We start from the raw sequence: 25,890 nt of genomic DNA on the forward strand, positions 1-25,890 counted from the left end.
CATTTCTGCCTTCTCATTTCTGCCTTCTCATTTCTGCCTTCTCATTTCTCACTTCTAACTTCTCACTTCTCACTTCTCACTTCTCACATCTCACTTCTCACTTCTCACATCTCACTTCTCATTTCTCATTTCTGCCTTCTCACCTCTCACTTCTCACTTCTCCACAAAAACCTCCCCACGATGCGGCCGTAAGCCATCGCGAAAAGCAATCATGTCAGCCTCTTCTACTACTACATAAGCCAAAGCATACAGTTCGTCTATAATTTTGTGGCCAGTGATACGCAAAGGGTAGTGGCGTTGCTCGAGAAATTCTTTAAGATGGATTTCGTGATGTTCGGCAGTTTGGGCAGCAACGGGACCCCGAAAATCCCATATCAATTTTATTTTTTTAGACATATTGAGGTGTTTTTAAAGATTAAAAGCCGTATGTTTTTTGGAAATTGCATATACGGTATATATGGTATATATTTGTATAAAAATTAGCTCTAATGAGAAAATTAATAGATATAGACGAAACTACCTTGACAAAATTAAAAGTAATTTCAATTTTTGAAAAGACCAGTGTCAAAGGTTTGATTGAAAATGCGGTGCAAATGTACGTGAAAAGCAAACAATCTAGTATGCCTAAGGGCTTGTCTTTAGAAGAAAAAGAAGATCTTGGAATGTTGCTATTGATGGAGGAGGCCGATAGGGCGGAAAAAGAAAGCGAGGCTGAAATCTATCGATTGTTAGGAAAATGACCGTTGAATATTTAAAGCAATTTTCCAAAGATGTAGCCCAATGCAAAGACGCAGCGATGAAAAAGAAGTTGCTAAATCTCTTGGAATTGTTAAAGCAGGTAGATACTATAGAGGTGATACCGCAAGTAAAAAAATTAAAAGGACACGATGACGCTTACCGTGTACGAATAGGGAAATACCGACTCGGATTTTTTTTGGGATGGTAAGGTGATACTTCTAGCGAGATGGGTCAAACGAGAAGATATTTACAAACTTTTTCCTTAAAAAATTCTTATATATACAAAAATGCCACAAGAACTCCTCATACAAGTAGCCCCCGAAGTAGCTGCCAACACCACTTTATTACAGCATTTTTTGTCGAAAAAGATGCAACGCCCCCTACAAGATATCCAAAAAGTAGTGGTGGTAAAACGCTCCATTGATGCCCGACAAAAGGCAGTGAAAATCAATTTGAAAGTACAAGTGTACTTTGAAAGTGAGGCTATACCCAACAGCTCCATTCGCTTACCGGACTATCAAGACGTTTCACATGCGCAAGAGGTGATCGTGGTGGGTGCTGGTCCAGCAGGATTGTTTGCGGCCTTGCAATTGATGGAATTAGGACTCAAACCCATCGTGATTGAAAGAGGAAAAGACGTTCGCGGGCGCCGTCGGGATTTGAAGGCGATCAATCGCGATCATGTGGTCAACGAAGATTCTAATTATTGTTTTGGCGAAGGAGGGGCAGGCACGTATTCAGATGGGAAATTGTATACGCGTTCCAAAAAACGAGGCGATGTGAATCGCATACTCGAATTGTTAGTGGCTTTTGGGGCCACACCCGATATATTGGTAAACGCGCATCCGCATATCGGTACCAATAAATTGCCGCAAATTATTCAGGATATTAGAGAAAAAATAAAAGAACACGGAGGGCAAGTGCTTTTTGAAACACGAGTTACCGATATACTCCTCAAAAATAATGAAGTACAAGGCGTGGTGACCCAACACGGAACTACCATTGCGGCTCAGAAATTGATTTTAGCCACGGGGCATTCGGCACGAGATATTTTTGAATTGCTCGATCGAAAAAAAGTACTCATAGAACCCAAACCTTTTGCTTTAGGGGTGCGGGCCGAACATCCTCAAAGTTTAATCGACAGCATTCAATACAGTTGCGATTACCGAGGGGAGCATTTGCCTCCAGCACCGTATTCGATTGTGAAACAAGTAAACGGTCGCGGGATGTATTCTTTTTGTATGTGTCCGGGGGGAGTGATTGCACCCTGTGCTACCAGTCCTGGCGAAGTAGTGACCAATGGTTGGTCGCCATCCAAAAGGGATCAGCCTACCGCCAATTCGGGTATAGTGGTGGAGTTAAAATTGGAGGATTTCAAACCGTTTGCCAAGTTCGGAGCTTTGGCTGGGATGGAATTCCAAAAAAGTATTGAGCAAAAAGCGTGGCAATTGGGCGGACAAACGCAACAAGTACCAGCGCAACGATTAGTCGATTTTACCCAGTCGAAAGTTTCCACTTCGATTCCTAAGACTTCCTATGTGCCAGGCACTGCTTCGGTAGAATTGGGGCAAGTGTTTCCTGGGTTTTTGACACAAATAATGCGTCAAGGGTTTACCGAGTTTGGAAAATCTATGAAAGGGTATGCCACCAATGAGGCCATTTTACACGCTCCAGAATCCAGAACCTCTTCGCCGGTGCGTATTCCAAGGGATAATTTCACGTTGGAACATTTGCAAATCAAAGGTTTGTATCCTTGTGGAGAAGGAGCAGGCTATGCGGGCGGAATTATTTCGGCAGCAATTGACGGAGAGAAATGCGCACAAAAAATTGCGGAAGCCTTGCATAAATAAGGATGAGGTACGACGCAATAGTTTGATGCTACAGAAAATAAAAAAATCCCGTTAAGAATGACTTAACGGGATTTTGTGTCTAAGGGAGAAATTATTTTCTAGCCAGTACACGAGCTACTGCAGCTTCGATCGCTTGATGATTCAATTGGTATTTTTCCATCAATTGTTCTGGGGTGCCTGATTCACCGAAACTGTCGTTTACAGCGACAAACTCTTGTGGAGTAGGTTGGTGTAAGGCCAATACTCTGGCTACACTTTCACCTAAACCACCCAAAATGTTGTGCTCTTCTGCGGTAACGATGCATTTGGTTTTGGCAACCGATTTCAAAATAGCTTCATCATCCAAAGGTTTAATGGTGTGGATGTTGATCACTTCAGCGGAAATACCTTTAGCTTCCAACGCTTCGGCAGCAAGTAGGGCTTCCCAAACCAAGTGGCCTGTAGCAACGATAGTAACATCTGTACCTTCGTTTAACAAAATAGCTTTTCCAATAACAAAGGGTTCGTCGGCTGGCGTAAAGTTGGGCACTACTGGACGACCAAAACGTAAATAGGCAGGACCGTGGTGGTCAGCCAATGCGATAGTCGCCGCTTTGGTTTGGTTGTAATCGCAAGTGTTGATTACCGTCATACCTGGCAACATTTTCATCAATCCAATATCTTCTAAGATTTGGTGCGTAGCCCCGTCTTCGCCTAAGGTTAATCCTGCGTGTGACGCACAGATTTTTACGTTTTTATCAGAATAGGCTACCGATTGACGAATTTGATCGTATACACGACCAGTAGAAAAGTTAGCAAAAGTTCCTGTAAACGGAATTTTGCCTCCAACGGTCAATCCTGCAGCGATACCAATCATGTTAGCTTCTGCAATACCAATTTGGAAAAAACGCTCTGGATGATTTTTCTTGAAATCATCAAATTTTAAAGAACCAATCAAGTCGGCACAAAGGGCTACGACATTTTCGTTCTTTTGACCCAATTCGGTCATTCCCGCTCCAAAACCTGAACGAGTATCTTTACTACCTGTATTTGTATATTTTTTCATAAGACTCCCCCAACCCCGCCTCGACGGGTAGTTCCTATTGGGGTAAATAGGATTTGTAATTATCTATTTATTTCTAATTTTTACTACTAAGCTTTAATTCCCCCTTTGGGGGATAGGGGGCCTAGTAATCTGCTAAAGTCGAAACGTTTTGAGCTAATCCAGCTTCCAATTGTGCATCATTAGGTGCTTTACCGTGCCAAGCGTGGGTGTGCATCATATAATCCACCCCGTTACCCATTTCAGTATACAATAAAACGCAAACAGGTTTGCCTTTGCCTGTTCTCGATTTGGCTTCGGACATACCCGCAAGGATAGCTTCAAGGTTGTTCCCTTCTTTGATTTCAAGGACATCCCAATCAAAAGCTTCAAATTTAGCTTTCAAGTCACCCATTGATAATACTTCGTCCGTGGTACCGTCAATTTGTTTTCCGTTCAAATCTACAGTGGCAATCAAGTTGTCTACTTTTTTAGCAGAAGCATACATAATCGCTTCCCAGTTTTGCCCTTCTTGCAATTCACCATCCCCGTGTAAAGAATACACTAGGTGGTTGTCTTGGTTTAATTTTTTAGCATGGGCTGCACCAACAGCCACAGATAAACCTTGCCCTAAAGACCCCGAGGCCATACGCACACCTGGTAAACCTTCGTGTGTGGTAGGGTGTCCTTGCAAACGCGAATTCAATTTGCGGAACGTGGCCAATTCGGAAACAGGGAAATAACCACTTCGGGCCAATACGCTATAAAATACAGGGGAAATATGACCATTAGATAAGAAGAAAACATCTTCTCCTATACCGTCCATGTCAAATCCTTCTTTGCGATCCATTAGGTTTTGGTACAAGGCTACTAAAAATTCAGTACATCCCAAAGAACCTCCTGGGTGTCCAGAATTTACGGCGTGTACCATGCGAAGGATGTCTCTTCTTACTTGGATTGTTAAATCCATTAATTGTGCTGTGTTTGGCTTCATTTTGTGTGTAAAAGTTAAACTGCTGCAAAAGTAATTGTTATTTTTCGGACTACAAACGTTTTAGTAGAATTCTAAAACTTTTTAATCGTTTAAACGGAGATAGGGGGGAAGGAAGATTCAAAGATGGAAAGATTGAAAGATTGAAAGATTAAAAGATTAAAAGATTAAAAGATTAAAAGATTAAAAGATTAAAAGATTAAAAGATTAAAAAATTAAAAAATTGAAAGATTGAAAGATTGAAATGTACAAAGCGAAGTAACCAATTATAAAACCGCCCCAATAACCAAAAACCTTAGCCTCAATCCATACCAGCTACCTACACCTAATCGTTCCCGTTTTTCGGCTCCCTTTAGGGTCGGGGTCAAACGAAAACTTGCAGCTGTTCTTAGGTTCACGGTTAATGGTTTAAAGTTTAAAGGTTTAACCGCAAGGGGCGCGAAGTGTTACACAAAGATCACAAAGGAATAGGAAATGAAGTTCAGGTTGGAATATCTCTTGTCCCTTACCCTCGAATTAGGAATTTCAATTAGTAATACTGTTCAAAAATAGAATCCTGTAAACTCAATTTTCTTTGATGCAGTGATGCTCCCCTCTTGAAATCGAAGATTCAACGACTCCTATAAAAAAAATATAATTAGGAGTTAAAGGGGCTGGGGGTGTGTTTTTGATTTTTGAGGAAGATTTTTTTTTAAAATAAACCAAAGGTTAACCGCAAAGCGCAAAGAGATACGCAAAGTACACAAAGGAGAATACACTCTAAATTAGATTGCTGAACACTAACTTGGAACTTACATATAAAAAAATCCCTGATACCATGAACACAGCGTTCAATCAATATCAGGGACGTACAACGTACAAACCTCTAACTTCTAATTTCTGCTTTCTAATTTCTGCCTTCTAATTTCTAATTTCTGCTTTCTAATTTCTGCCTTCTAATTTCTACCTTCTCACCCTGAGCGGAGTCGAAGGGCTAACTTCTACATTACAACTTACTATTCAAACTACTCCAGCCGCCGCCGTTGTATACTTGAGTAAAGCCATGGGCTTTGAGAAGACTTTTGGCTGAGGCACTGCGCATGCCCGAGGCGCAACAGGTGATAATGATTTGTTCTTTGTTTTTTAATTGAGACAATTGTTGTAGTAAGGTATCCAAAGGGATGTTTTTGGACCCTTTGATATGCCCCCCTTGGTATTCGCCTTTGCTACGCACATCAATTATGATGGCGCCTTGTTGGAGCAGGTCTTTGTAGGAAATCGATGGGCCTAGGCCAAATATTTTTTTTAAAAAGGAAAGCATGTTAATCGATTTTGTTTTGTAAGGATTGATAAAAATTCACGTTGAGCCATGACCCGCCATTGAGGCATTCGATGCCTTGTTGGGTTAAGTAGTGTTCGGCTTGTCCGCTACGCATTCCTGAGGCACAACATAAAATGAGGGGTGTAGCCAAGGTTTTGAGTTCTTCCAAACGTTCCGGAATTTCATTTAGGGGAATGTTGAGGGATTGCGCTACGTGTCCGCCCATAAATTCTTCACGACTTCTTACATCTACTATGGTGCCGTGATTTTCTTTAATCAAATGTTCTAAGGTCATAGGAATTTAGTTTTGCTGTTCTATTTTTTTTGGCAAATATAAAGGTACGAAATGGGCATTTCAGTAACAATTGTTACACAATTTAATTTATTTTTACCCGTAGGGACAGGTCGCGACCTGTCCATTGGATTCGCGAACGATGCATTTATTTCGCGACCTGTCCATTGGATTCGCGATCGATGCATTTATTTCGCGACCTGTCCATTGAATTCGCGAACGATGTATTTATTTCGCGACCTGTCCATTGGATTCGCGAACGATGTATTTATTTCGCGACCTGTCCATTGGATTCGCGAACGATGTATTTATTTCGCGACCTGTCCATTGGATTCGCGATCGATGTATTTATTTCGCGACCTGTCCATTGGATTCGCGAACGATGCATTTATTTCGCGACCTGTTTATTGGATTCGCGAACGATGCATTTATTTCGCGACCTGTTTATTGGATTCGCGAACGATGTATTTATTTCGCGACCTGTCCATTGGATTCGCGATCGATGTATTTATTTCGCGACCTGTCCATTGGATTCGCGATCGATGTATTTATTTCGCGACCTGTCCATTGGATTCGCGATCGATACATTTATTTCGCGACCTGTCCATTGGATTCGCGATCGATGCATTTATTTCGCGACCTGTCTATTGGATTCGCGATGGATGCATTTTTTTTTATGTCGTTTGCCCCAACATTTTCATAGAAAAGAAAAAAATGAAAAAAAAATACAGAAAAAGAATTCGAAAAGAGGAATATGATTATTCCCAAGACAATTTGTATTTTGTTACCATTTGTGTTCAAAATCGAACATGTTGTTTGGGTTCTATCCCCCGCAATGGAGCTCATAATGAAAATAACAATCGATCCGCACAGGATTTGTATTCGAGTAATTCGGTTGATTACCAAGAGGAGGTAAAAAAGGGTGAAGAGGAAATACAAATTAAATTAAATGATTATGGAGAAATTGCCCAAAAGCAAATGCTGTGGTTAGAGGAGCAGTATCCTTATGTCGTAATTCATAATTTTGTAATTATGCCGAACCATGTGCATGCCATAATTGAAATTGATAGCGAATGGGTTGGCGAAAATCAGGTAAAAATTAAGTCCTTATCAGAATTAATTGGAGCCTACAAAACAACCTCTTCCAAATATATTCATCAAAAAGGATTGACAGATTTTGCATGGCAACGTTCTTTTCACGATCATATTATTAGGGATACGGTGGCCTACGACAATATTTATGATTACATCAATACGAATCCAGCACGTTGGAATTCCGATACATTTTTCGATACCCGTAGGGACAGGTCGTGACCTGTCCATTGTAATCATGATCGATGCATTTATTTCACAATCAGTCCATTTTTTTTGCGATGAATCCATGGGATTCACGATCGATGCATTTTTTTCACGATCATTCGTCGAATTCACATTCGATCCATTGTTTTTCCAATCCATCCATGGTTACAACCATCCTTCGCCGAATTCGCAATCGGTCCCTATTTATGGTGTTTGTTAAATAAAATCCTAATTCATAGTGCGAAGTGACGGGAGTAAAACTGAAATAAATTATCTTTGCGCTCCCGAAAGGTCGGACAAAAAAAAGAGAGATGAAATTTGAACTAGTACAAAAAGACGCACAAACCAAAGCCAGAGCGGGTAGTATCACCACAGATCATGGGGTAATTGAAACCCCAATTTTTATGCCGGTGGGTACCGTAGGCTCAGTGAAAGGGGTGCATCAAAGAGAATTGACCGAAGATATAAACCCAGATATTATTCTTGGGAATACCTATCACCTATATTTGAGGCCTCAAACCGCAATTTTAGAACAAGCGGGTGGATTGCATAAATTCATGAATTGGGACCGTAACATCTTAACCGATTCTGGTGGATATCAAGTGTATTCGTTGTCTTCGAACCGAAAAATCAAAGAGGAAGGGGTAAAGTTCAAATCGCATATCGATGGTTCATACCATGTGTTTACTCCTGAAAATGTCATGGAAATTCAACGTACCATTGGAGCCGATATCATCATGGCTTTTGATGAATGTACACCTTATCCTTGCGATTACCGTTATGCCCAACGCTCCATGCATATGACCCACCGTTGGTTGGACCGTTGTATCAAACATTTGGAAAAAGTACCGTATAAGTATGGGTACGAACAAGTTTTCTTTCCTATTGTACAAGGAAGTACCTATAAAGATTTACGTCGTCAATCGGCGGAGTACATTGCCAATGCGGGGCAACAAGGGAACGCTATTGGAGGACTTTCAGTAGGGGAGCCTGCAGAAGAAATGTATGCCATGACCGATGTGGTTTGTGAAATTCTTCCAGAAGACAAACCACGCTACTTGATGGGTGTGGGAACACCTATTAATATATTGGAGAATATCGCCTTGGGTATCGATATGTTTGATTGTGTGATGCCTACTCGAAATGCTCGAAACGGGATGTTGTTTACCGCCAACGGCACCATCAATATCAAAAATAAAAAATGGGAAAATGATTTTTCGCCTATAGACGAAATGGGGATTACTTATGTAGATACCTATTATACGAAAGCCTATTTGCGCCATTTGTTTGCCGCCAATGAATATTTAGGTAAACAAATTGCCACGATACACAACTTAGGTTTTTATATGTGGTTGGTTCGTGAAGCGAGAAAGCATATCTTAGCAGGCGATTTTAGATCATGGAAAGAAATGATGGTCAAAAACATGAGCCAAAGATTATAATAGGAAATAAGAAGTTAGAAGTTAGAGATAAGAAGTCTAACTTCTCTAGTCACCCGGAGTAGTTTATACTGAGTGAAGCCGAAGTACAGTCAAGGGCTAACCTCTAACCTCTAATTTCTAATTTTTAACTAGTCACCCTGAGAAAATTAGCGGAACTCTATTATAAAACATTTAGTAAAGGAATGCAATATGTAGAAAAAGGAGTCGAATTCTATTTGTTAAAACAAAAGGAACAACAAATTAGATTTCTTACAAAAAAAGCAACTGAGCTAAATATGCAACTCGTTGATATTTAGATGTATAAATAAAAACGTCAATGGTAGCAGAGTCGAAGGGCTAACGTCTAACCTCTAATTTCTAATTTCTAACTTCTAACCTCTAACTAGTCACCCTGAGCGGAGTCGAAGGGCTAACCTCTAACCTCTAATTTCTACCTTCAAGTAATGAAATTAACATTAATAGACAAATACATTCTAAAGCGGTACTTGGCCACCTTCACGGTCATGTTGTTGTTGTTTATTCCGATTGGTATTGTTATCGATGTTTCGGAGAAAATCAACAAGATGTTGGAAAACCAAATCCCATTAATAGATATTGCAAAATACTATTACAACTTTACGATTTATTTTGCGAACATGCTCTTTCCTATTTTCTTGTTTTTGTCCATTATTTGGTTTACTTCCAAATTGGCCAATAATACGGAAATCATCGCCATCTTGGGGTCGGGTATATCCTTTACCCGTTTTTTGAGGCCGTATATCATAGGGGCAACTATAGTTTCTTTGTTTGTATTGTTGGTTGGGATTTTTTTGGTACCCTCGGCGAGTGAAGGGTTCAATAACTTTCGATATACCTATTTAAAAGGAGGTGGCAAACAAGCCATGCGAGGCGACAATACCGACGTATACCGTCAAATTAATGACAACGAGTTTATCTATGTAAACAGTTTCAACCCCGAATCGCAAATGGCGTTTAATTTTTCTTTGGAAAAATTTAAAGCGGACAAACTAGTCTCCAAAATGACCGCCAGTCGCATCAAATGGAATCCGAAAGACAGTACGTATACCTTGTACGATTATACCAAAAGAACGCTCGGGCCTATGGGCGACCAAATTGAAAAAGCGCCCGAAAAGAAATTCTATTTCGATTTTGATTTGGAAGATTTAACCCCGGTGGTCTATATAGCCGAAACCTTGAATTTAAAACAGCTTTTGTCCTTTATCGATAAAGAGCGTAAAAGAGGGTCTTCGACTATCAATACCTATTTGGTGGTATTATATAAAAAATTTAGTGTACCGGTATCCGCCTTTATTCTGACCATTATTGCTGTTTCAGTATCGGCCATGAAACGAAGAGGTGGGATGGGGACCAATCTAGCCATCGGTATTGCCATTGCGTTTGCCTTTGTTTTCTTCGATAAGATTTTTGGAACCATAGCAGAGAAATCTTCTTTTTCTCCCTTGCTTGCAGTATGGTTGCCCAACATTATTTTCGGAATATTAGCCATTTACCTACTTCGTAATGCCAAACGATAATTTTAAGAGTTACCTTAGCCTCCATTTGATTGTTTTTATTTGGGGGTTCACGGCCATATTAGGGGCTTTGATTACCATAGATGCCGATTTTTTAGTGTGGTACCGCATGTTGTTTGCGGCCCTATTTTTAGGAGGATTCTTGTGGTGGCGAAAAATTCCGTTTCGTATAGCCTACAGTGCCGTGGTCAAATTAGTGGGGGTGGGTGGACTCATCGCCTTGCATTGGATTCTGTTTTTTGAATCCATCAAGGTGTCGACTGTTGCCGTGACCCTATCCGTGTTTTCCCTTGGGGCATTTATAGCCTCCTTATTAGAGCCTTTGTTCTACCGTCGTAAAATCGTGTGGTACGAAGTGTTTTTTGGACTGCTTATTATTGCGGGCTTGGGGTTGATTCTTCAAGTAGAAATGCACTATTTCAAAGGGGCGCTCTTGGCCTTATTGTCTGTTTTTCTTGGGGTGGTTTTTACCTTGTTCAACGGAAAACTCATCGAACATCATGAACCGGCTGTCATTTCATTTTATGAATTTTTATCGGGTGTGGTGTTTATCAGTGTGTACTTTTTATGTACCGGAGCGTTTACGGCCGACTTTTTTAATTTGACACTCAAAAACTGGGGACTTATTTTGGTTTTGGCCTCGGTTTGTACGGCTTATGCTTTTACAGCCTCGGTGAAAGTCATGCGATGCTTGTCGCCTTATACTGTGATGCTTACGACCAATTTGGAGCCGGTATACGGCATAGTATTGGCTTATTTTATCCTAGGAGGTAAAGAAAAAATGAGTGCCGAATTTTATTGGGGCGCCTTGCTCATCTTAATCACTGTGCTGCTCAACGGGGTCCTCAAACACTATAAGGAAAAACCCAAAGGCTAAGGATCAACACGATATTTGACGCTTATATTTCAAAATTAACTTTTGAATCTATTTTAAATTTTTACATTTGCAGTTCCAGAATTGCAAAATTATACAAAAGCAAAAACCCTATGGAATATTTAGATTTTGAACTTCCAATTAAAGAGTTAGAAGAGCAGTTAGAAAAATGCGAACTTATCGGTAAAGAATCCGATATTGATGTGAGTTCCACCTGCAAAGAGATTAATAAAAAACTGATTGATACCAAAAAGAACATTTATAAAAACCTAACCGCTTGGCAAAGGGTTCAATTGTCTAGACACCCCAACCGTCCGTATACCTTGGATCATATACAAGCCTTGTGTGGCGATACCTTTCTAGAGTTACATGGCGATAGAGGCTTTAAAGATGACAAAGCCATGGTAGGGGGATTAGGAAAAATTGGCGGACAATCGTTCATGATTGTAGGACAGCAAAAAGGATACAATACTAAAACGCGTCAGTACCGTAATTTTGGAATGGCCAATCCAGAAGGTTACCGAAAAGCCTTACGTTTGATGAAAATGGCCGAAAAATTTGGCATTCCCGTATTGACTTTAGTAGATACTCCCGGTGCGTATCCAGGACTAGAAGCTGAAGAACGTGGCCAAGGAGAAGCCATTGCGCGTAACATTTTTGAAATGGTACGTCTGAAAGTGCCTATCATTACCATTATTGTGGGAGAAGGAGCTTCCGGTGGAGCCTTGGGTATTGGTGTAGGTGATCGCGTGTACATGCTCGAAAATACTTGGTATTCTGTAATTTCACCAGAATCGTGTTCTTCTATTTTATGGAAGAGCTGGGAATACAAAGAAAAAGCAGCCGAAGCTTTAAAATTGACCTCGGCCGATATGAAAAAACAAAATCTAGTAGACGATATTATCCCAGAACCTCTAGGAGGAGCGCACTTTGATCGCGAAACGACTTTCAAAACAATGGAACACTACATCATGAAAGGTTTCAACGAATTGAAAGACTTATCAACAGAAGAGTTAATCGCCCAAAGGATGGATAAATACAGCAATATGGGTCACTTTAAAGAGTAAATTCCTGCATATTATTTTGAAGTCCGAAGCCTTTGGGTTTCGGACTTTTTTTGTGGTTATCAACAAATCACAGCAAGTTATAAACACGAAATTGTAATAACTCCTGCTTTACTGCAGCGTTATTTTATTTAAATTCGCTACATGGAAAATTTCAAAGCAATCAATCCCGTTAAAGTGGACCGGTCCACGATTATAAACCTAGAAAAAGGAAAGTTACAACCACAAGCCCTCGAATTAGAAGAGGCCGTGCTTGGGGCCATGATGATTGATAAAAAGGGGGTCGATGAGGTAATTGACATTTTGCAACCGGACGCTTTTTACAAAGAAGCGCATAAGTATATCTTTGAAGCGATTGTGCAACTCTTTACCGAGTCGCAACCCATCGACCTTTTGACCGTATCGGCCCAATTGCGTAAAAATGGAAAAGCCGAATTAGCCGGTGGGGATTTGTATTTGATTCAATTGACTCAAAAAATATCGTCATCGGCGCATATTGAATTCCATTCGCGTATCATTCTGCAAAAGTTCATTCAGCGTTCGTTGATTCGTATCTCTTCAGAAATTATTGAAGATTCGTACGACGAAACGACCGATGTATTCGACTTGTTGGACAAGGCCGAATCCAAATTGTATGAAGTAACGCAAGGGAACATCAAAAGAAGTTCAGAAACGGCACAGAGTTTAGTGTTGCAAGCCAAAAAGCGAATTGAAGAAATTGCAGGTAAAGAAGGATTGAGTGGGGTAGCCACAGGTTTCGAAAAATTAGACAAAGTAACTTCTGGATGGCAACCTTCGGATTTGATCATTATAGCGGCGCGTCCAGGTATGGGTAAGACCGCTTTCGTATTGTCGATGGCACGAAACATTGCGATCGATTTTCAACATCCTGTAGCGGTTTTTTCGCTAGAGATGTCCTCGGTTCAGTTGATTACCCGTTTGATTTCGTCCGAAACAGGCTTGTCTTCCGAAAAATTGCGTACCGGTAAACTAGAAAAACACGAGTGGGAACAATTGAGTACCAAAGTAAAAAACCTCGAAAAAGCCCCTTTGTATATTGATGATACGCCTTCGTTATCCATATTTGATTTGCGTGCCAAGTGTCGTCGTTTGGCCTCACAACACGGCATCAAGTTGGTCATAGTCGACTACTTACAGCTGATGACTGCTGGGGGTGGTGGCAAAGGCGGAGGAAACCGTGAGCAAGAAATCTCGACCATCTCGCGTAACTTAAAAGCTTTGGCCAAAGAGTTGAACGTACCCGTAATTGCGCTATCGCAGTTATCGCGTGCGGTGGAAACTCGTGGTTCAAGCAAGCGTCCGTTGCTTTCCGACCTTCGTGAATCGGGTGCGATTGAGCAAGATGCCGATATTGTGTCCTTCATTTACCGTCCGGAATACTATAAAATTGAAGAATGGGACGATGACGAACAATCGCCAACGGCAGGACAAGCCGAATTTATCATTGCTAAACATAGAAATGGTGGACTCGAAAATGTGCGCTTGAAATTCGTAGGTAGTCTTGGTAAGTTTGACAACCTAGACGATTTTACGATGGGCTATGATGACCTGCCTTCGAGTATGAATCAGGAGGATTTTACCAAAAATTTACCTTCGGCGCACCAAGCGTTTGGCAGTACGTTTAACGACGATGCCGACGACGATAGCGATGTGCCGTTTTAACAGCTTGTAAAGCTTTTTGAATTAGCTCAAATTTTCATAATAACTTTTCAACTTACAAAGTTAGTGAGATATTACAATTAATGTTGGTAGGTACGGTGCTAAATGCTAAAAGGGTATTTACGATCACATGTTTCCATCCAATTACAATACTGCAAAACTGACCGAAGTGCAAGTTGTGTTAGATGGATTCAGCTTTCAATTTTATATCTTCTATTTTACAACTTTAACCTCTTCATCCTGAGTGGTTTATGTTGAGCGAAGTCGAAGGGCTAACGTCTATTTTCTATCTTCTTTTTTCTGACGTCTATTTTCTATTTTCTATCTTCAAAAACCACCATCGTTTCAATTATATCCTTAATTTTAGAGATTGAATGAAACCGAACTTTGATATAGTCCGTCTTTGGAATTGAAAACTACGATACATGAATAAAAAAACACTACTTATCGCTTTGCTCTGCTGTCTAACCTGGAGCGGTTGGGCCAATTTTGTGTTGTTGCCCATGGACGAAACCACGCAGCAAAATCATTTGAAAGCGTATGGGATCACGTATTGGTGTTTGGATAAAAATTACAAAGCCAGTTGGTTGCTCAACTATAGAGGGGGATCTTTTTTATTGCCCGATGCCCCCGAAGTGCGAAGAGAATGCCAAATTAGAGGCGTGAGTTTTGAAGTATTGTCGGATGCCGAAGCCAATGAGTTGTTGCAACTTATTGCCAGTCCTTCGCAAAACATGGAAGCAGTGGTGTTGGAAAAAGCGCCCAAAATTGCCGTTTATACCCCCAAAGGCAAACAACCTTGGGATGATGCGGTGACTTTGGTGTTGACCTATGCCGAGATTCCTTTCACAGCAGTATATGATGAAGAAGTGTTGAACGACCAACTCCTGCTTTACGATTGGTTGCATTTGCATCACGAAGATTTCACCGGGCAATACGGTAAATTCTACGGCGCCTACAAAAATACCCCATGGTATATAGAACAAAAGAAAGAGGCCGAAGCCTTGGCTCAAAAATTAGGCTTTGCCAAAGTAGCCCAAGAAAAAGGAGCAGTGGCGCAGAAAATTAGCCATTTTGTGATAGGTGGTGGGTTTATGTTTGCCATGTGTTCTGCCTCGGATAGTTTTGATATCGCCTTGGCCGCGGAAGGCATCGACATTTGTGAACCCATGTTTGACGGCGATGCTACGACCCCAAATTTTCAAACCTTACTCAATTTCAATACTACTTTTGCCTTCAAGAATTTTACTCTCGAACGCAAACCCGAAGTCTACGAATTCTCGGATCTCGATATGACGGCCAAACGAAAAGTACCCCTCGAAAAAGATTATTTCACCCTAATGGAGTACTCCGCCAAATGGGACTTTATCCCTTCGATGTTGTGTCAAAATCACACCCAATTGGTCAAAGGGTTTATGGGGCAAACCACTGCTTTTGATCCCGAGTTGATCAAATCGAATATATTGGTTATGGGAGCTTGCGAATGGAATGGGGAAGCCCGTTACATCCATGGCGAAAAAGGCAAAGGAATGTTTACTTTTTTTGGAGGTCATGATCCAGAAGATTACCAACATCAGGTGGGCGACCCCGCCACCGTTCTCGACTTGCATCCCAATTCTCCAGGCTATCGCCTAATTCTTAATAACGTCCTTTTTCCGGCGGCTCGAAAAAAGAAATTGAAAACCTAAGGAGCCTAAACTCCCCCACTATCGTTACCATAGCTACCGTTTTTGAAATGGTTATTACTGTAAAATCGCACAAAATAAGTTTCAGACTAGTGTTTGAAAACCCCAAATTGAAGAGATGCCAGTGCTTTTAGCTATCCCAAATGCTACCGTGGGAGTAGGAGTTCTAAATTGCAATCGTTATAGTTTGTCGGTTTTCTTTTTTTTTCATAGAATCGAATAAAATCAAGGCTTTAGGGTTCTTTTTTTATACTAAGAATTGTAAATTTAACGCTTGTAAACTATATAAAAATCCACTTGAAAGAGGGGAGTTAATCACGATAAAAAAGAATACTATGATGCGAAGTTTAGCACTTGCTTTTGGCCTGTTGATGATTACGGCTGCTGGCGCTCAAAACAAAACCGCTAAGGAAGTAAACCACCAAGCGCAAACTTGGATTAGCGTAAATACCTTACTTAAATTTAACGAACGTTGGGGAACGATGAACGACTTTCACATTCGTCGCACCGATTTTGCCGATAAAGAAAATTTCTATTTTGCAAGGACTGGGATTACCTACACCCCCGCACCGGGCTTAATGGTGGCTGCAGGGTATGCCCACCTTTGGTTGGCGCCTTCCAAACCCGAATGGTCCAACTTTGCCGATGAAAATCGAATTTTCCAACAAGTAACTTACAGTTCTAAAATTGGAAAGGTGAGCATGTTCCAACGCATTCGAAACGAACAACGTTGGCAAGACAAAATGGTCGATGACCGTGCTGCGGATACCCGTTTCACCAATCGTATTCGCTATTTGTTAAGTTTCACCATTCCTGTGTTCAACAATAAAAAGCTACCTTCTTTGGTCATAGCCGATGAGTTGTTGATGCATTTCGGGAAGGAAGTGGTCTACAATAGCATGGATCAAAACCGAATTTTTGTGGGTATCCGTCAATCGATAAATCCACAATGGAGCTACGACTTTGGGTATATGAATGTGTTGCAACAAAAATATAGCGGGTATCAGTACGATTCCAATCACACCTTGCGTCTCTTCTTTTACTTTAATGGAAAAAGCAGCGATCTCTTTCACCACCATCATGGCGATGAATAAATAAATAAGGAGTGGTCACGCACCAACGAACGCCTAACGGAAATTGGATATAAAAGAGTTATTGTAGTACTACAGTAACTCTTTTTTTATGGGCCATAAATAGCAAAAGCGGTAGAATAAAGTGTGGTTTTCGATCTAAAAACATCTTTTAGCGAGAGGAAAGCAAGAACATGCGAACAGAAAATGGGCGTATTTTTCTTTATTTCAAAAAAATACTACCAAGGAAATGAAAAAATAATGTAAATTTATAATTGATTTTCAGTGGATTAAGTATAATAAAAACCTTGCCTAAGATATGGAAGCGACAAGAAAAGAACATGATTTTTTGGGGGAATTGGATATTCCTAACAACTTGTACTATGGAGTGCAAACCTTTCGAGCCGTTGAAAATTTCAACATTACTGGGATTCCGATTTCCAAAGAACCTTTGTTTATTAAAGCCTTGGGTTATGTGAAAAAAGCCGCCGCTTTGGCCAACAAAGACTGTGGCGTATTGGACCCTAAGATTGCGGAAGCCATCTGTTATGGCAGTGACCAAGTGATTGCAGGCAAATTCGATAAAGAATTTGTAAGCGATTTGATTCAAGGCGGGGCAGGGACCTCAGTCAATATGAATGCCAACGAAGTAATTGCCAATATCGGATTGGAATATTTGGGACATAAAAAAGGAGAATACAAGTATTTGCATCCCAACAATCATGTCAATTGCTCGCAATCGACCAACGATGCTTACCCTTCGGCTTTTAGAATTGCTTTGTACCTTAAAATGGAAAGTTTTTTAGAGGCACTCGCAGCCTTAGAAAGCGCTTTTACCGAAAAAGGTAGAGCATTCAACTCGGTACTCAAAATGGGAAGAACCCAATTGCAAGATGCCGTGCCGATGACCTTAGGGCAAGAGTTTCATGCCTACGCTACCACGATTAATGAAGACATCAAACGACTAAAAGATGCCCAAAGTTTGGTGCTTGAAATCAATATGGGGGCCACCGCCATTGGTACCAAAGTCAATGCACCCGAGGGCTATCCAGAGTTGTGTGTGGAGTATTTGTCCAAAGAAGTAGGTATTCCTTTGTCCTTGTCGCCCGACCTTATTGAAGCTACCGTGGATACCGGTGCCTATGTGCAAATTATGGGTACCATGAAACGCACAGCAGTGAAACTTTCCAAAATCTGCAACGATTTGCGCCTGATGAGCTCTGGACCTCGCACGGGCATCAACGAAATCAATTTACCCCCTAGACAACCTGGTTCTTCTATTATGCCTGGAAAAGTAAATCCGGTAATTCCCGAAGTGGTCAATCAAACCTGTTTCTATGTGATAGGACAAGACCTAACGGTGACTATGGCGGCCGAGGCGGGACAATTGCAACTCAATGTAATGGAGCCTGTTATCGCGTTTGCCATGTTTACCTCCTTAGACTATTTGACCAAAGCGATACACACCTTAATCGAAAAATGTATTGTGGGCATTACCGCCAATGAAAAACATTGTTATGACATGGTGATGAACAGCATCGGAATTGTCACTCAACTCAACCCGATTTTGGGCTATGAAGAAAGTGCCAGTATCGCTGGAGAAGCCCTCAAAACAGGTAAAAGCGTGCATCAAATAGTGGTTGAAGAGCGAAAATTGATCACACAAGAAAAATGGGATCAAATTTATTCCATAGAAAACCTCATTCATCCCAGATACATCAACGCGTAAAACACGCTATTACAAAACAGCAGGACGAGTAGCAATAAATAGTGCCGCTAATGAACAGTTGGTAGGCCACCATGGAGAACCCCAAAGGCTTGGAGTCAAAAAACGGGTGGTGCCAAACCACAAACCAATAGAGACTATAGCATAGGAAACAAAGAAAAGAAAAAGAAGCCTATACCAAGTGTAATCTGCTATGGGTGTGGCCATCCAAAGTAGGGAAACAAAGTAAGGCTGAACGAAACCGTAACAATAAATTGGAACAGATGAAAAGAATAGCTTACCTAACGTTGACTTTTTTTCTTGGAATTCAGCTCGGACAGGGGCAACAAAACGAGTCCAAGACCACTCCTAGAATCCTTATTTTAGCCACAGGCGGTACCATTGCTGGTGCGGGTGCCTCGGCAACTAAAGCAGCCTATACTGCGGGAAAAGTCCCCATTGATGATTTATTAAATGCAGTTCCGGCCATTCATAACTATGGCAAAATCACGGGAGAACAAATTGCACAAATCGGGAGTCAAGACATGAATGTGGCCACCTGGCTTAAACTGGCCAAAAGAATCAATCAAGTTTTTAAGGAAGACCTTGCCGATGCAATAGTGATTACACACGGGACAGATACCCAAGGCGAAACAGCTTATTTTTTGGATTTAACGCTTCAATCAGATAAACCGGTAGTCATCGTGGGTGCCATGCGACCTTCAACAGCCTTGAGCCAAGACGGAAACCGCAATTTGTTGGATGCGGTGATGGTGGCAGCCGATCCGAAAACAAAAGGAAAAGGAGTAGTGGTGGCTATGGACGAAAAAGTGTTCGACGCGAGAGACGTGACCAAATCGAGTACCACCAATTTAGAAACCTTTCGTTCCACCAATTTTGGCCCCATCGGTTTGATTTATGATGGCAAAGTAAGCTACTACTACCAATCGACCCGAGACCCCAAAAAGAAGTTTGACGTATCCAAGTTCAATGAACTACCCAAAGTGGAGATCGTTTATGGCTATTCGGATGCTAGTCCGGAAACCGTTTCCAACCTATTGTCGATTAAAGGCCTTAAAGGCTTGGTCTATGCGGGGATGGGGAATGGCAACTTTGGGGCACCCGTAGGCAAAGCTTTAGCCGAAGCAGCCAAAAAAGGCATAGTGGTATGTCGTTCCGCTAGAGCAAGTTCTGGAAGAACTACTTTAGAAAATGAAGTGGATGACAAAGCGCTCGGTTTTGTGGTGGCCGATGATTTGAATCCCCAAAAAGCCAGAGTGTTGTTGATGTTGTCGTTGACTCAAACTTCAGATCCAGCCATCATCCAACAGTATTTCTTTGAATATTAACCGTTGCTTTTTATGAACTTAAAAATTAGCCTATGTTTTGGATAGAATTTGCAGTACTGCTTACCATGATTCTAATTGGCTCACAAATGAAAGGAATTGGATTGGGCGTGATGGGCATGGTGGGCTTACTGATTTTTATTTTGGTTTTTAAAATGCGCCCTAGCGCCCCTCCGCTCGATGTGATGTTGATCATCATTGCGATTGTAACCACCGCAGCTACTTTACACGCCTGTGGAGGGTTGGATTATCTGGTGCAGTTGGCCGAAAAAGTAATAAAGAAAAACCCTTCTAACATTACTTTTATAGCGCCATTTACGGTGTTTTTTCTTTGTTTGTTTGCGGGCACTTCTCATATTTTATATTCGGTTTTGCCAATTATCTCCGAAGTAGCTACCAAAAAGCGAATTCGGCCCGAAAGACCGCTGAGTATTTCGGTAATAGCCTCGCATATCGCCCTAACGGGTAGTCCCATGAGTGCGGCAACGGTGGCTTTCGTGGTGATCTTAGGCTACCCAGGCGCCTTATTGGATGTCATGATGATTGGGATTCCCGCTTGTTTGATTGGGGTTTTAGCAGGTTGTTTTACGGTGTATAAAAAAGGACTAGAGCTCAATGAGGATCCTGTGTTTATCGAAAAGATGAAAGACCCCGTTTTTGCAGCCAGTATTGATAGTGAAAGTACTAAAACTTCCCCCAAAAAACTAAAACCCGGAGCTAAAACCTCGGTGTTTATTTTTTCTCTGGCCATACTATTCATCGTAATAGCTGGAGCTTTTCCAGAAGTTATCCCACAATACGAACCGGGATTGAAAACCTTGGCGGTAAGTGCCAAGGGGACGTTGACCATGGTTACTGTAATTAGTGTGGTGACCTTATCCGCGGCGGCAGCCATGATGTTGATTACCAAAACAACGGCGACTGCAGTGACCAAATCGACTCTTTTTACCTCTATGGCAACGGCAGTGGTTTCTGTATTTGGCGTAGTGTGGATGAGCGCTACGTTTATGGCGCACAACGCCACTTTGATTGAAAAGGTGTTGGGCGAAGTGGTCAAAGAGTATCCATGGGCGTTTTCTGTGGCCGTTTTTGCTTTAGGAGTGCTGATGTTTAGTCAAGCAGCTACCACCAAAACCATGATGCCTTTGGGCTTAGCATTAGGATTACCTACATCGGCTCTGATTGCTATTTTTCCTGCGGTTAACAGTTTATCGGTTTTGCCAGGCTATCCCACACTATTAGCAGCCATCGATTTTGACAGAACTGAAAGTACCAAAATTGGCAAGTTTGTCATCAATCATAGTTTTATTATTCCGAGTATAGTGTCGATTGTGGTGGCCATCGCAGTCGGATTTTTATTGGGTTCCTTCCTTCTTTAATTCTATTGGTATGAAGAAAATTTGCTACTTAGGACTTTTTATCGTCTCGTTTCAATGCCTTTTAGGACAAAACATCCAAAAACAAACCAATGAAGGGGTGTTATTGGTGCCCGATTCTTTGCGCAACATCATTCCAATCAAAAAACAAACGCTGTTGAGCAATGTAGATGTCATCTTCAATACGCGTTTTGGTTTTGACTCTTTTTTCAGTGATGGCAAGCATACCCAATCCAATTTTAAGGGCAATCAGTTTCGCCTTGAAATAAAGGGGAAGGTGCATGAGAAAGTATATTTTAGATTCCGTCATCGTTATACTCGTGAACCAGATGTTGGAAACCTTGACAATATAGACCGAACGGTAGACTTAGCCATGTTGCGTTTTGACGTGACCCCTAGAACCAGTCTATCCATTGGAAAAATGTTTGGCGATTGGGGAGGCTATGAATTTGATTTTAATCCCATCGATATCATGGCTTACAATGATATTATCGAAAATGCCGATAACTTTTTGGTTGGCGTAGGTCTTGCTCACGAATTAGAAAATAAAAAACACAGTTTTTCGTTCCAAGTCTTGAACTCCAGAACCAAAACCTTTCAGGAACAATATGGTGCTTTTATTCCAGAAAACCTAAAAGCTTCAAAGTTTCCATTGGCTTTTGTGACAAATTGGAGAGGCCTTTTTTTCAATGGAAAATGGGCAACCACCTACAGTTATAGCTATTATAACGAAGCGGCGGCTACGGCACACATGCATTATGTGGTTTTGGGTAATAAGCTACAACTCGACAAGTTTTTGTTATACTATGATTTTCATTATTCTAGAGAAGGCTTAGACCGAAAAGGAATCATTTCCACGATTATCAATCCGGTATTTCAAGTGGCAGCTCAGGATGTTCGCTATATCGAACATTGGGTGAGAGCCGAATATTTGATCGCACCAAAAGTCAATCTAATCCTAACGCTAATGAACAGCAACCATCGCTGGAATGACAATCCCGATCCTGAGGCCAACACCTTGTTGTCTCGAAGTTATGGTGTAATTCCTACGATAGAATATTTGCCGTTCAAAGATATCAACCTACGTTTTTTTGTGGGGTACGTGGGACGAAAATTCAATTTTACGAACTATGCAGAAAATGCCTTCGGAGCCAAAGATTACACCACAGGACAGCTGAGTTTTGGAATCGTAGCCCCTTTGAATGTCATGTAGTGACGCCAAAAACTACTAGTTGATCTGGTATAACAGCAGGGAGACCAACACCAAAGGGAAGGGGGTATCATAGGGATAGACCAAGGAGTATCGATATTTTAAAACAAAGGGTATGAAACATAAAGGGTATTTAGGGCTATTGTTTTTTTTGGGGTGGTTTTTGGGCTATGGTCAACAAATTCAAAAACAAACCAATGAAGGGGTTTTATTGGTGCCCGATTCGTTGCGCTCCATCATTCCGATTAAAAAACAGAGTTTGCTGAAAAATATGGACGTTATTTTCCATACCCGTTTTGGCTTAGAATCCAATTTCGAAGACGGGAATCACCAACTTACCAATTTAAAAGGGAGTCAATTGCGTATCGAATTCAAAGGTAAGATTCATGATAAGGTGCATTTTCGGTTCAGACAGCGTTACACGCAAGTACCCGTTACCGGTAATTTGGATAATATAAACAGTTCGGTAGATGTGGCTTTTGTAAAAATTGACCTTACGCCTCGCACACAACTTACGGTGGGTAAATTATTTGCCGATTGGGGTGGGTACGAATTTGATTTTAACCCCTTGGATATCATGCAATACAATGATCTCATTCAAAACTCCGATGTGTTTTTAGTGGGAGCGGGTATCGGACAGACGAGTGCCAACAAAAAGCATTATTTTTCCTTTCAAATGCTCAATTCGAGAGCCAGAACTTTTGAATCCATCTACGGGCCATACATTCCACCAGGTATTCGATCGGTGCGGCTTCCCTTGGCTTTTGTGGGCAATTGGCGAGGGAGCCTATTCCAAGGAAAGTGGCAAACCACTTATAGCTATAGTTTTTTTAATGAAGCCTCGGCTGCTTCCCAAATGCATTATATCGTGCTTGGCAACAAGCTGCAATGGGATAAATTCTTGTTGTATTATGATGTGCATTATTCTCGAGAAGGTTTGGATCGTACCGGAATCATTTCGCGCATCATTATCCCAGATTACCCGTATGCAGCACAAGAAGTACGCTATGTCGAGCATTGGCTCAGAGGAGAATACTTGCTTTCGCCTAAATTCAGTGTTTTGCTAACGGTAATGAACAGCAACCATAGTTGGAGCAACAATCCCGATCCCAACGGGAAATCCGTATTGTCGCGAAGTTTTGGATATATTCCAACCCTCGAGTATTTGCCTTTCAAAAATCTGAATTTAAGAGTGTTTGCCTGTTTCGTGGGGCGTGTCTTTGACTATACGTCTTATGCAGAAACTACCTTTGGCGCCAAAGACTATACTACTGGACAATTTAGTATCGGGGTCGTTGCGCCTTTAAATGTATTGTAAGGATCAGTCAAAAAATAAGTTGTCCCATAAGGCTAAGGTAACCCCTTGGGTGAATAAAAACTACAGCCTTTATATAGGGTAAAACGGAAGCATAGAAGTTTTTTTAGTATGGGTGGTCCCAAAGTTCAAATAGTTAACGAATGAATAAGAAACATATGGAAAAAGTAACGGGTTATGACATTTTGCGCAATCCTAAGTTAAACAAAGGGACTGCCTTTACAATGGAAGAAAGAAAGCAATACCATCTGATTGGATTATTGCCCAAGGCGGTAGAAACGCTGGACGATCATGTACAAAGAGTGTTGGAGCAAATTAGTAGGTTAAACAAACCGATCAACAAGTACATTTTTTTGATGCAATTATTGGAAAATAATGAGCGGTTGTTTTTTAAAACCATAGCATCAGCACCCAAAAAATTCTTGCCCATAGTGTATACGCCAACGGTGGGGGAAGCCTGTCAGCATTTTGGGCAAGTGTCCCGACGCCCACGCGGCATGTATATTTCTATTGAAGATAAAGATAATATCAAAGAAATTTTAAAAAATTGGCCCGAAGACGAAGTGCGTTTTACCGTGGTTACCGATGGCGGACGCATCTTAGGTTTGGGAGATTTGGGCATTTATGGCATCGGAATTTCAATTGGGAAATTATTGTTATACACCAGTTGCGGGGGCGTCCCTCCTGAACATACGCTACCTATCGTTTTGGATGTTGGGACCAATAATGAAAATTTCCTAAACGATCCGTTGTACCCTGGATTGAAAAAGAAAAGAATACGAGGGAAAGAGTTTGATGATTTTGTAGCCGCTTTTGTGCAAGCCATCAACGAAGTCTTTCCTAAAATATGCATTCAATGGGAAGATTTTCCAGGGGTAGACGCTATCCGAATCTTGAATACTTTCAAAAATAAAGTATGTACTTTTAATGATGACATACAAGGAACTGCCGCCGTGGCAACAGCCGGTTTTATTGCCATTAGCCGCTTAACCCAATCGGAATTTAAAGAACAAAGATTTCTATTTTTAGGTGCAGGTGCTGCTGCTTTTGGAATTGCCGACATGCTGACGAATAAATTCATGAAAGATGGCCTATCGAGAGACGAGGCCTTAGGTCAAATTTGGATGTTTGATATCAATGGACTTATTGTGGAAGGACGTACCGATTTGCTTCCCCATCAATTACAATTTGCGCATAAAGGCGAAACGTGTACAAGTTTTGCTCAGGCTATACTTCAGGTGAAACCTACCGCAATTATTGGGGTAAGCACCGTTGGTGGTGCCTTCAACCAAGAAGTGATCGAAAATATGGCGTTGATCAACGAACGGCCCATTATTTTCCCGTATTCCAACCCCACCTCGCATTCGGAATGTACGGCAGAACAAGCGTATGTTTGGAGTAAAGGAAAAGCCATTTTTGCTAGTGGAAGCCCTTTTGAACCGGTAACGTATAATGATAAAGTTTTTCATCCAGGACAAGGCAACAATATTTATATTTTTCCGGCATTGGGTTTAGCCATATTTGCAACCGAAGCCAAGCGAGTAACCGACACTATGATATTGGTTGCCGCCGAAGCCGTTGCCGAACAGGTTAAATTAGCGGATTTTGAAAAAGGGTTGATTTATCCTGATATTTCTGATATCCTTGAAGTATCCTTGAATGTAGCAGTGAAAATTACAGAGACCATTTTTGAAGAAGGCTTAGCTTCGGTACCACAACCGGAAGATATTCGAGCATTTATCAAAAGTAAAATGTATGTGCCTCAATATTGATCGTGCATTCCACCACATCGAATGATATGAATTTAACCAAGGTCTCAGAGGGAACGATCCTCCTGAGTTGGCCGCGGGATTGAGAGTGGATTAGTTTAACAAAAGGGTAATGATAAATCCAATAATTGTGCAGTTTGTCAAATCGAGCGCAGTCGAGATTGTTTTTTAAACAAGAGTGCATTGCTAGTGGGTCTCGACTGCGCTCGACCTGACAAAGCAAATCGAGATTGTTTTAATCAATCAGGAATTGTGATAAATTCTATAATTATGCAGTTTGTCAAATCGAGCGCAGTCGAGATTGTATATTAAACAAGAGTTCAATTGAAAT

At 41.2% G+C, this 25,890-nt stretch carries 23 protein-coding genes; 17 read left to right on the plus strand and 6 right to left on the minus strand.

Features of this window, described 5'->3' with window-relative positions; translation table 11 throughout:
• Window positions 1–153: 153 nt before the first annotated feature.
• A complete protein-coding gene (locus ACZIX2_RS13680) occupies window positions 154–396 on the minus strand; it encodes a hypothetical protein (protein ID WP_463340659.1) in 243 nt (80 codons plus the stop codon).
• Between the two features lie 92 nt (window positions 397–488).
• On the opposite strand from ACZIX2_RS13680, the gene ACZIX2_RS13685 reads away from it, so the two are divergent.
• The 3 genes from ACZIX2_RS13685 to ACZIX2_RS13695 all read left to right on the plus strand — a co-directional run bounded on the left by ACZIX2_RS13685 (window position 489) and on the right by ACZIX2_RS13695 (window position 2,588).
• Complete coding sequence (locus ACZIX2_RS13685) at window positions 489–740, plus strand: hypothetical protein (protein WP_463340660.1); 252 nt, start codon at window positions 489–491, stop codon at window positions 738–740.
• Window positions 737–946, plus strand: a complete 210-nt coding sequence (locus ACZIX2_RS13690; protein WP_463340661.1) for a type II toxin-antitoxin system RelE family toxin — start codon at window positions 737–739, stop codon at window positions 944–946. Before ACZIX2_RS13685 ends, ACZIX2_RS13690 begins: the two co-directional genes overlap by 4 nt.
• Before the next feature lie 79 nt (window positions 947–1,025).
• Window positions 1,026–2,588: an NAD(P)/FAD-dependent oxidoreductase gene (locus ACZIX2_RS13695; RefSeq protein WP_463340662.1), complete on the plus strand. Its 1,563-nt coding sequence runs from the start codon at window positions 1,026–1,028 to the stop codon at window positions 2,586–2,588.
• Between the two features lie 91 nt (window positions 2,589–2,679).
• On the opposite strand, the gene ACZIX2_RS13700 is transcribed toward ACZIX2_RS13695, so the two are convergent.
• From ACZIX2_RS13700 to ACZIX2_RS13715, 4 genes are all read right to left on the minus strand, one after another.
• A complete protein-coding gene (locus ACZIX2_RS13700) occupies window positions 2,680–3,633 on the minus strand; it encodes a transketolase family protein (protein WP_463340663.1) in 954 nt (317 codons plus the stop codon).
• A gap of 121 nt (window positions 3,634–3,754) precedes the next feature.
• Window positions 3,755–4,603, minus strand: a complete 849-nt coding sequence (locus ACZIX2_RS13705) for a transketolase (RefSeq protein ID WP_463340664.1) — start codon at window positions 4,601–4,603, stop codon at window positions 3,755–3,757.
• 982 nt (window positions 4,604–5,585) lie between these two features.
• Complete coding sequence (locus ACZIX2_RS13710) at window positions 5,586–5,900, minus strand: rhodanese-like domain-containing protein (protein ID WP_463340665.1); 315 nt, start codon at window positions 5,898–5,900, stop codon at window positions 5,586–5,588.
• A 1-nt stretch (window position 5,901) separates the two neighbouring features.
• Complete coding sequence (locus ACZIX2_RS13715) at window positions 5,902–6,195, minus strand: rhodanese-like domain-containing protein (RefSeq protein WP_463340666.1); 294 nt, start codon at window positions 6,193–6,195, stop codon at window positions 5,902–5,904.
• Between the two features lie 711 nt (window positions 6,196–6,906).
• Here ACZIX2_RS13715 and ACZIX2_RS13720 point away from each other — a divergent pair.
• From ACZIX2_RS13720 to aspA, 9 genes are all read left to right on the plus strand, one after another.
• The gene (locus tag ACZIX2_RS13720; RefSeq protein ID WP_463340667.1) at window positions 6,907–7,506 is read left to right on the plus strand and encodes a transposase; all 600 of its coding nucleotides are present in this window, start codon (window positions 6,907–6,909) and stop codon (window positions 7,504–7,506) included.
• A 296-nt stretch (window positions 7,507–7,802) separates the two neighbouring features.
• Window positions 7,803–8,933, plus strand: coding sequence for a tRNA guanosine(34) transglycosylase Tgt (gene tgt, locus ACZIX2_RS13725; protein WP_463340668.1), 1,131 nt, complete (start codon window positions 7,803–7,805; stop codon window positions 8,931–8,933).
• Window positions 8,934–9,376: 443 nt separating this feature from the next.
• A complete protein-coding gene (locus ACZIX2_RS13730) occupies window positions 9,377–10,468 on the plus strand; it encodes an LptF/LptG family permease (RefSeq protein WP_463340669.1) in 1,092 nt (363 codons plus the stop codon).
• Window positions 10,455–11,342, plus strand: coding sequence for a DMT family transporter (locus ACZIX2_RS13735; RefSeq protein WP_463340670.1), 888 nt, complete (start codon window positions 10,455–10,457; stop codon window positions 11,340–11,342). The genes ACZIX2_RS13730 and ACZIX2_RS13735 overlap by 14 nt, the downstream gene beginning before the upstream one ends.
• A 110-nt stretch (window positions 11,343–11,452) precedes the next feature.
• Window positions 11,453–12,406: an acetyl-CoA carboxylase carboxyltransferase subunit alpha gene (locus ACZIX2_RS13740; RefSeq protein ID WP_463340671.1), complete on the plus strand. Its 954-nt coding sequence runs from the start codon at window positions 11,453–11,455 to the stop codon at window positions 12,404–12,406.
• Between the two features lie 141 nt (window positions 12,407–12,547).
• Window positions 12,548–14,086, plus strand: coding sequence for a replicative DNA helicase (gene dnaB, locus ACZIX2_RS13745; RefSeq protein WP_463340672.1), 1,539 nt, complete (start codon window positions 12,548–12,550; stop codon window positions 14,084–14,086).
• Window positions 14,087–14,508: 422 nt separating this feature from the next.
• Window positions 14,509–15,771 (plus strand): asparagine synthetase B, encoded by a 1,263-nt coding sequence (locus tag ACZIX2_RS13750; RefSeq protein ID WP_463340673.1) that lies wholly within the window; start codon window positions 14,509–14,511, stop codon window positions 15,769–15,771.
• 332 nt (window positions 15,772–16,103) lie between these two features.
• The gene (locus ACZIX2_RS13755) at window positions 16,104–16,862 is read left to right on the plus strand and encodes a DUF2490 domain-containing protein (protein ID WP_463340674.1); all 759 of its coding nucleotides are present in this window, start codon (window positions 16,104–16,106) and stop codon (window positions 16,860–16,862) included.
• A 295-nt stretch (window positions 16,863–17,157) separates the two neighbouring features.
• The gene (gene aspA / locus ACZIX2_RS13760; protein ID WP_463340675.1) at window positions 17,158–18,567 is read left to right on the plus strand and encodes an aspartate ammonia-lyase; all 1,410 of its coding nucleotides are present in this window, start codon (window positions 17,158–17,160) and stop codon (window positions 18,565–18,567) included.
• A 9-nt stretch (window positions 18,568–18,576) separates the two neighbouring features.
• On the opposite strand, the gene ACZIX2_RS13765 is transcribed toward aspA, so the two are convergent.
• A complete protein-coding gene (locus ACZIX2_RS13765; RefSeq protein WP_463340676.1) occupies window positions 18,577–18,771 on the minus strand; it encodes a hypothetical protein in 195 nt (64 codons plus the stop codon).
• A gap of 56 nt (window positions 18,772–18,827) precedes the next feature.
• Between ACZIX2_RS13765 and ACZIX2_RS13770 the strand changes: the two genes are divergently transcribed.
• From ACZIX2_RS13770 to ACZIX2_RS13790, 5 genes are all read left to right on the plus strand, one after another.
• Window positions 18,828–19,892: a type II asparaginase gene (locus ACZIX2_RS13770; protein WP_463340677.1), complete on the plus strand. Its 1,065-nt coding sequence runs from the start codon at window positions 18,828–18,830 to the stop codon at window positions 19,890–19,892.
• 32 nt (window positions 19,893–19,924) lie between these two features.
• Complete coding sequence (locus ACZIX2_RS13775; RefSeq protein ID WP_463340678.1) at window positions 19,925–21,268, plus strand: anaerobic C4-dicarboxylate transporter family protein; 1,344 nt, start codon at window positions 19,925–19,927, stop codon at window positions 21,266–21,268.
• A gap of 10 nt (window positions 21,269–21,278) precedes the next feature.
• Window positions 21,279–22,478: a porin gene (locus tag ACZIX2_RS13780; protein ID WP_463340679.1), complete on the plus strand. Its 1,200-nt coding sequence runs from the start codon at window positions 21,279–21,281 to the stop codon at window positions 22,476–22,478.
• Between the two features lie 112 nt (window positions 22,479–22,590).
• On the plus strand, window positions 22,591–23,793 hold the full coding sequence (locus tag ACZIX2_RS13785; protein ID WP_463340680.1) for a porin: 1,203 nt from the start codon (window positions 22,591–22,593) through the stop codon (window positions 23,791–23,793).
• A 140-nt stretch (window positions 23,794–23,933) separates the two neighbouring features.
• Window positions 23,934–25,562, plus strand: coding sequence for an NAD-dependent malic enzyme (locus ACZIX2_RS13790; protein WP_463340681.1), 1,629 nt, complete (start codon window positions 23,934–23,936; stop codon window positions 25,560–25,562).
• Window positions 25,563–25,890 lie beyond the last annotated feature (328 nt).

Source organism: Flavobacterium riviphilum (assembly GCF_055231795.1).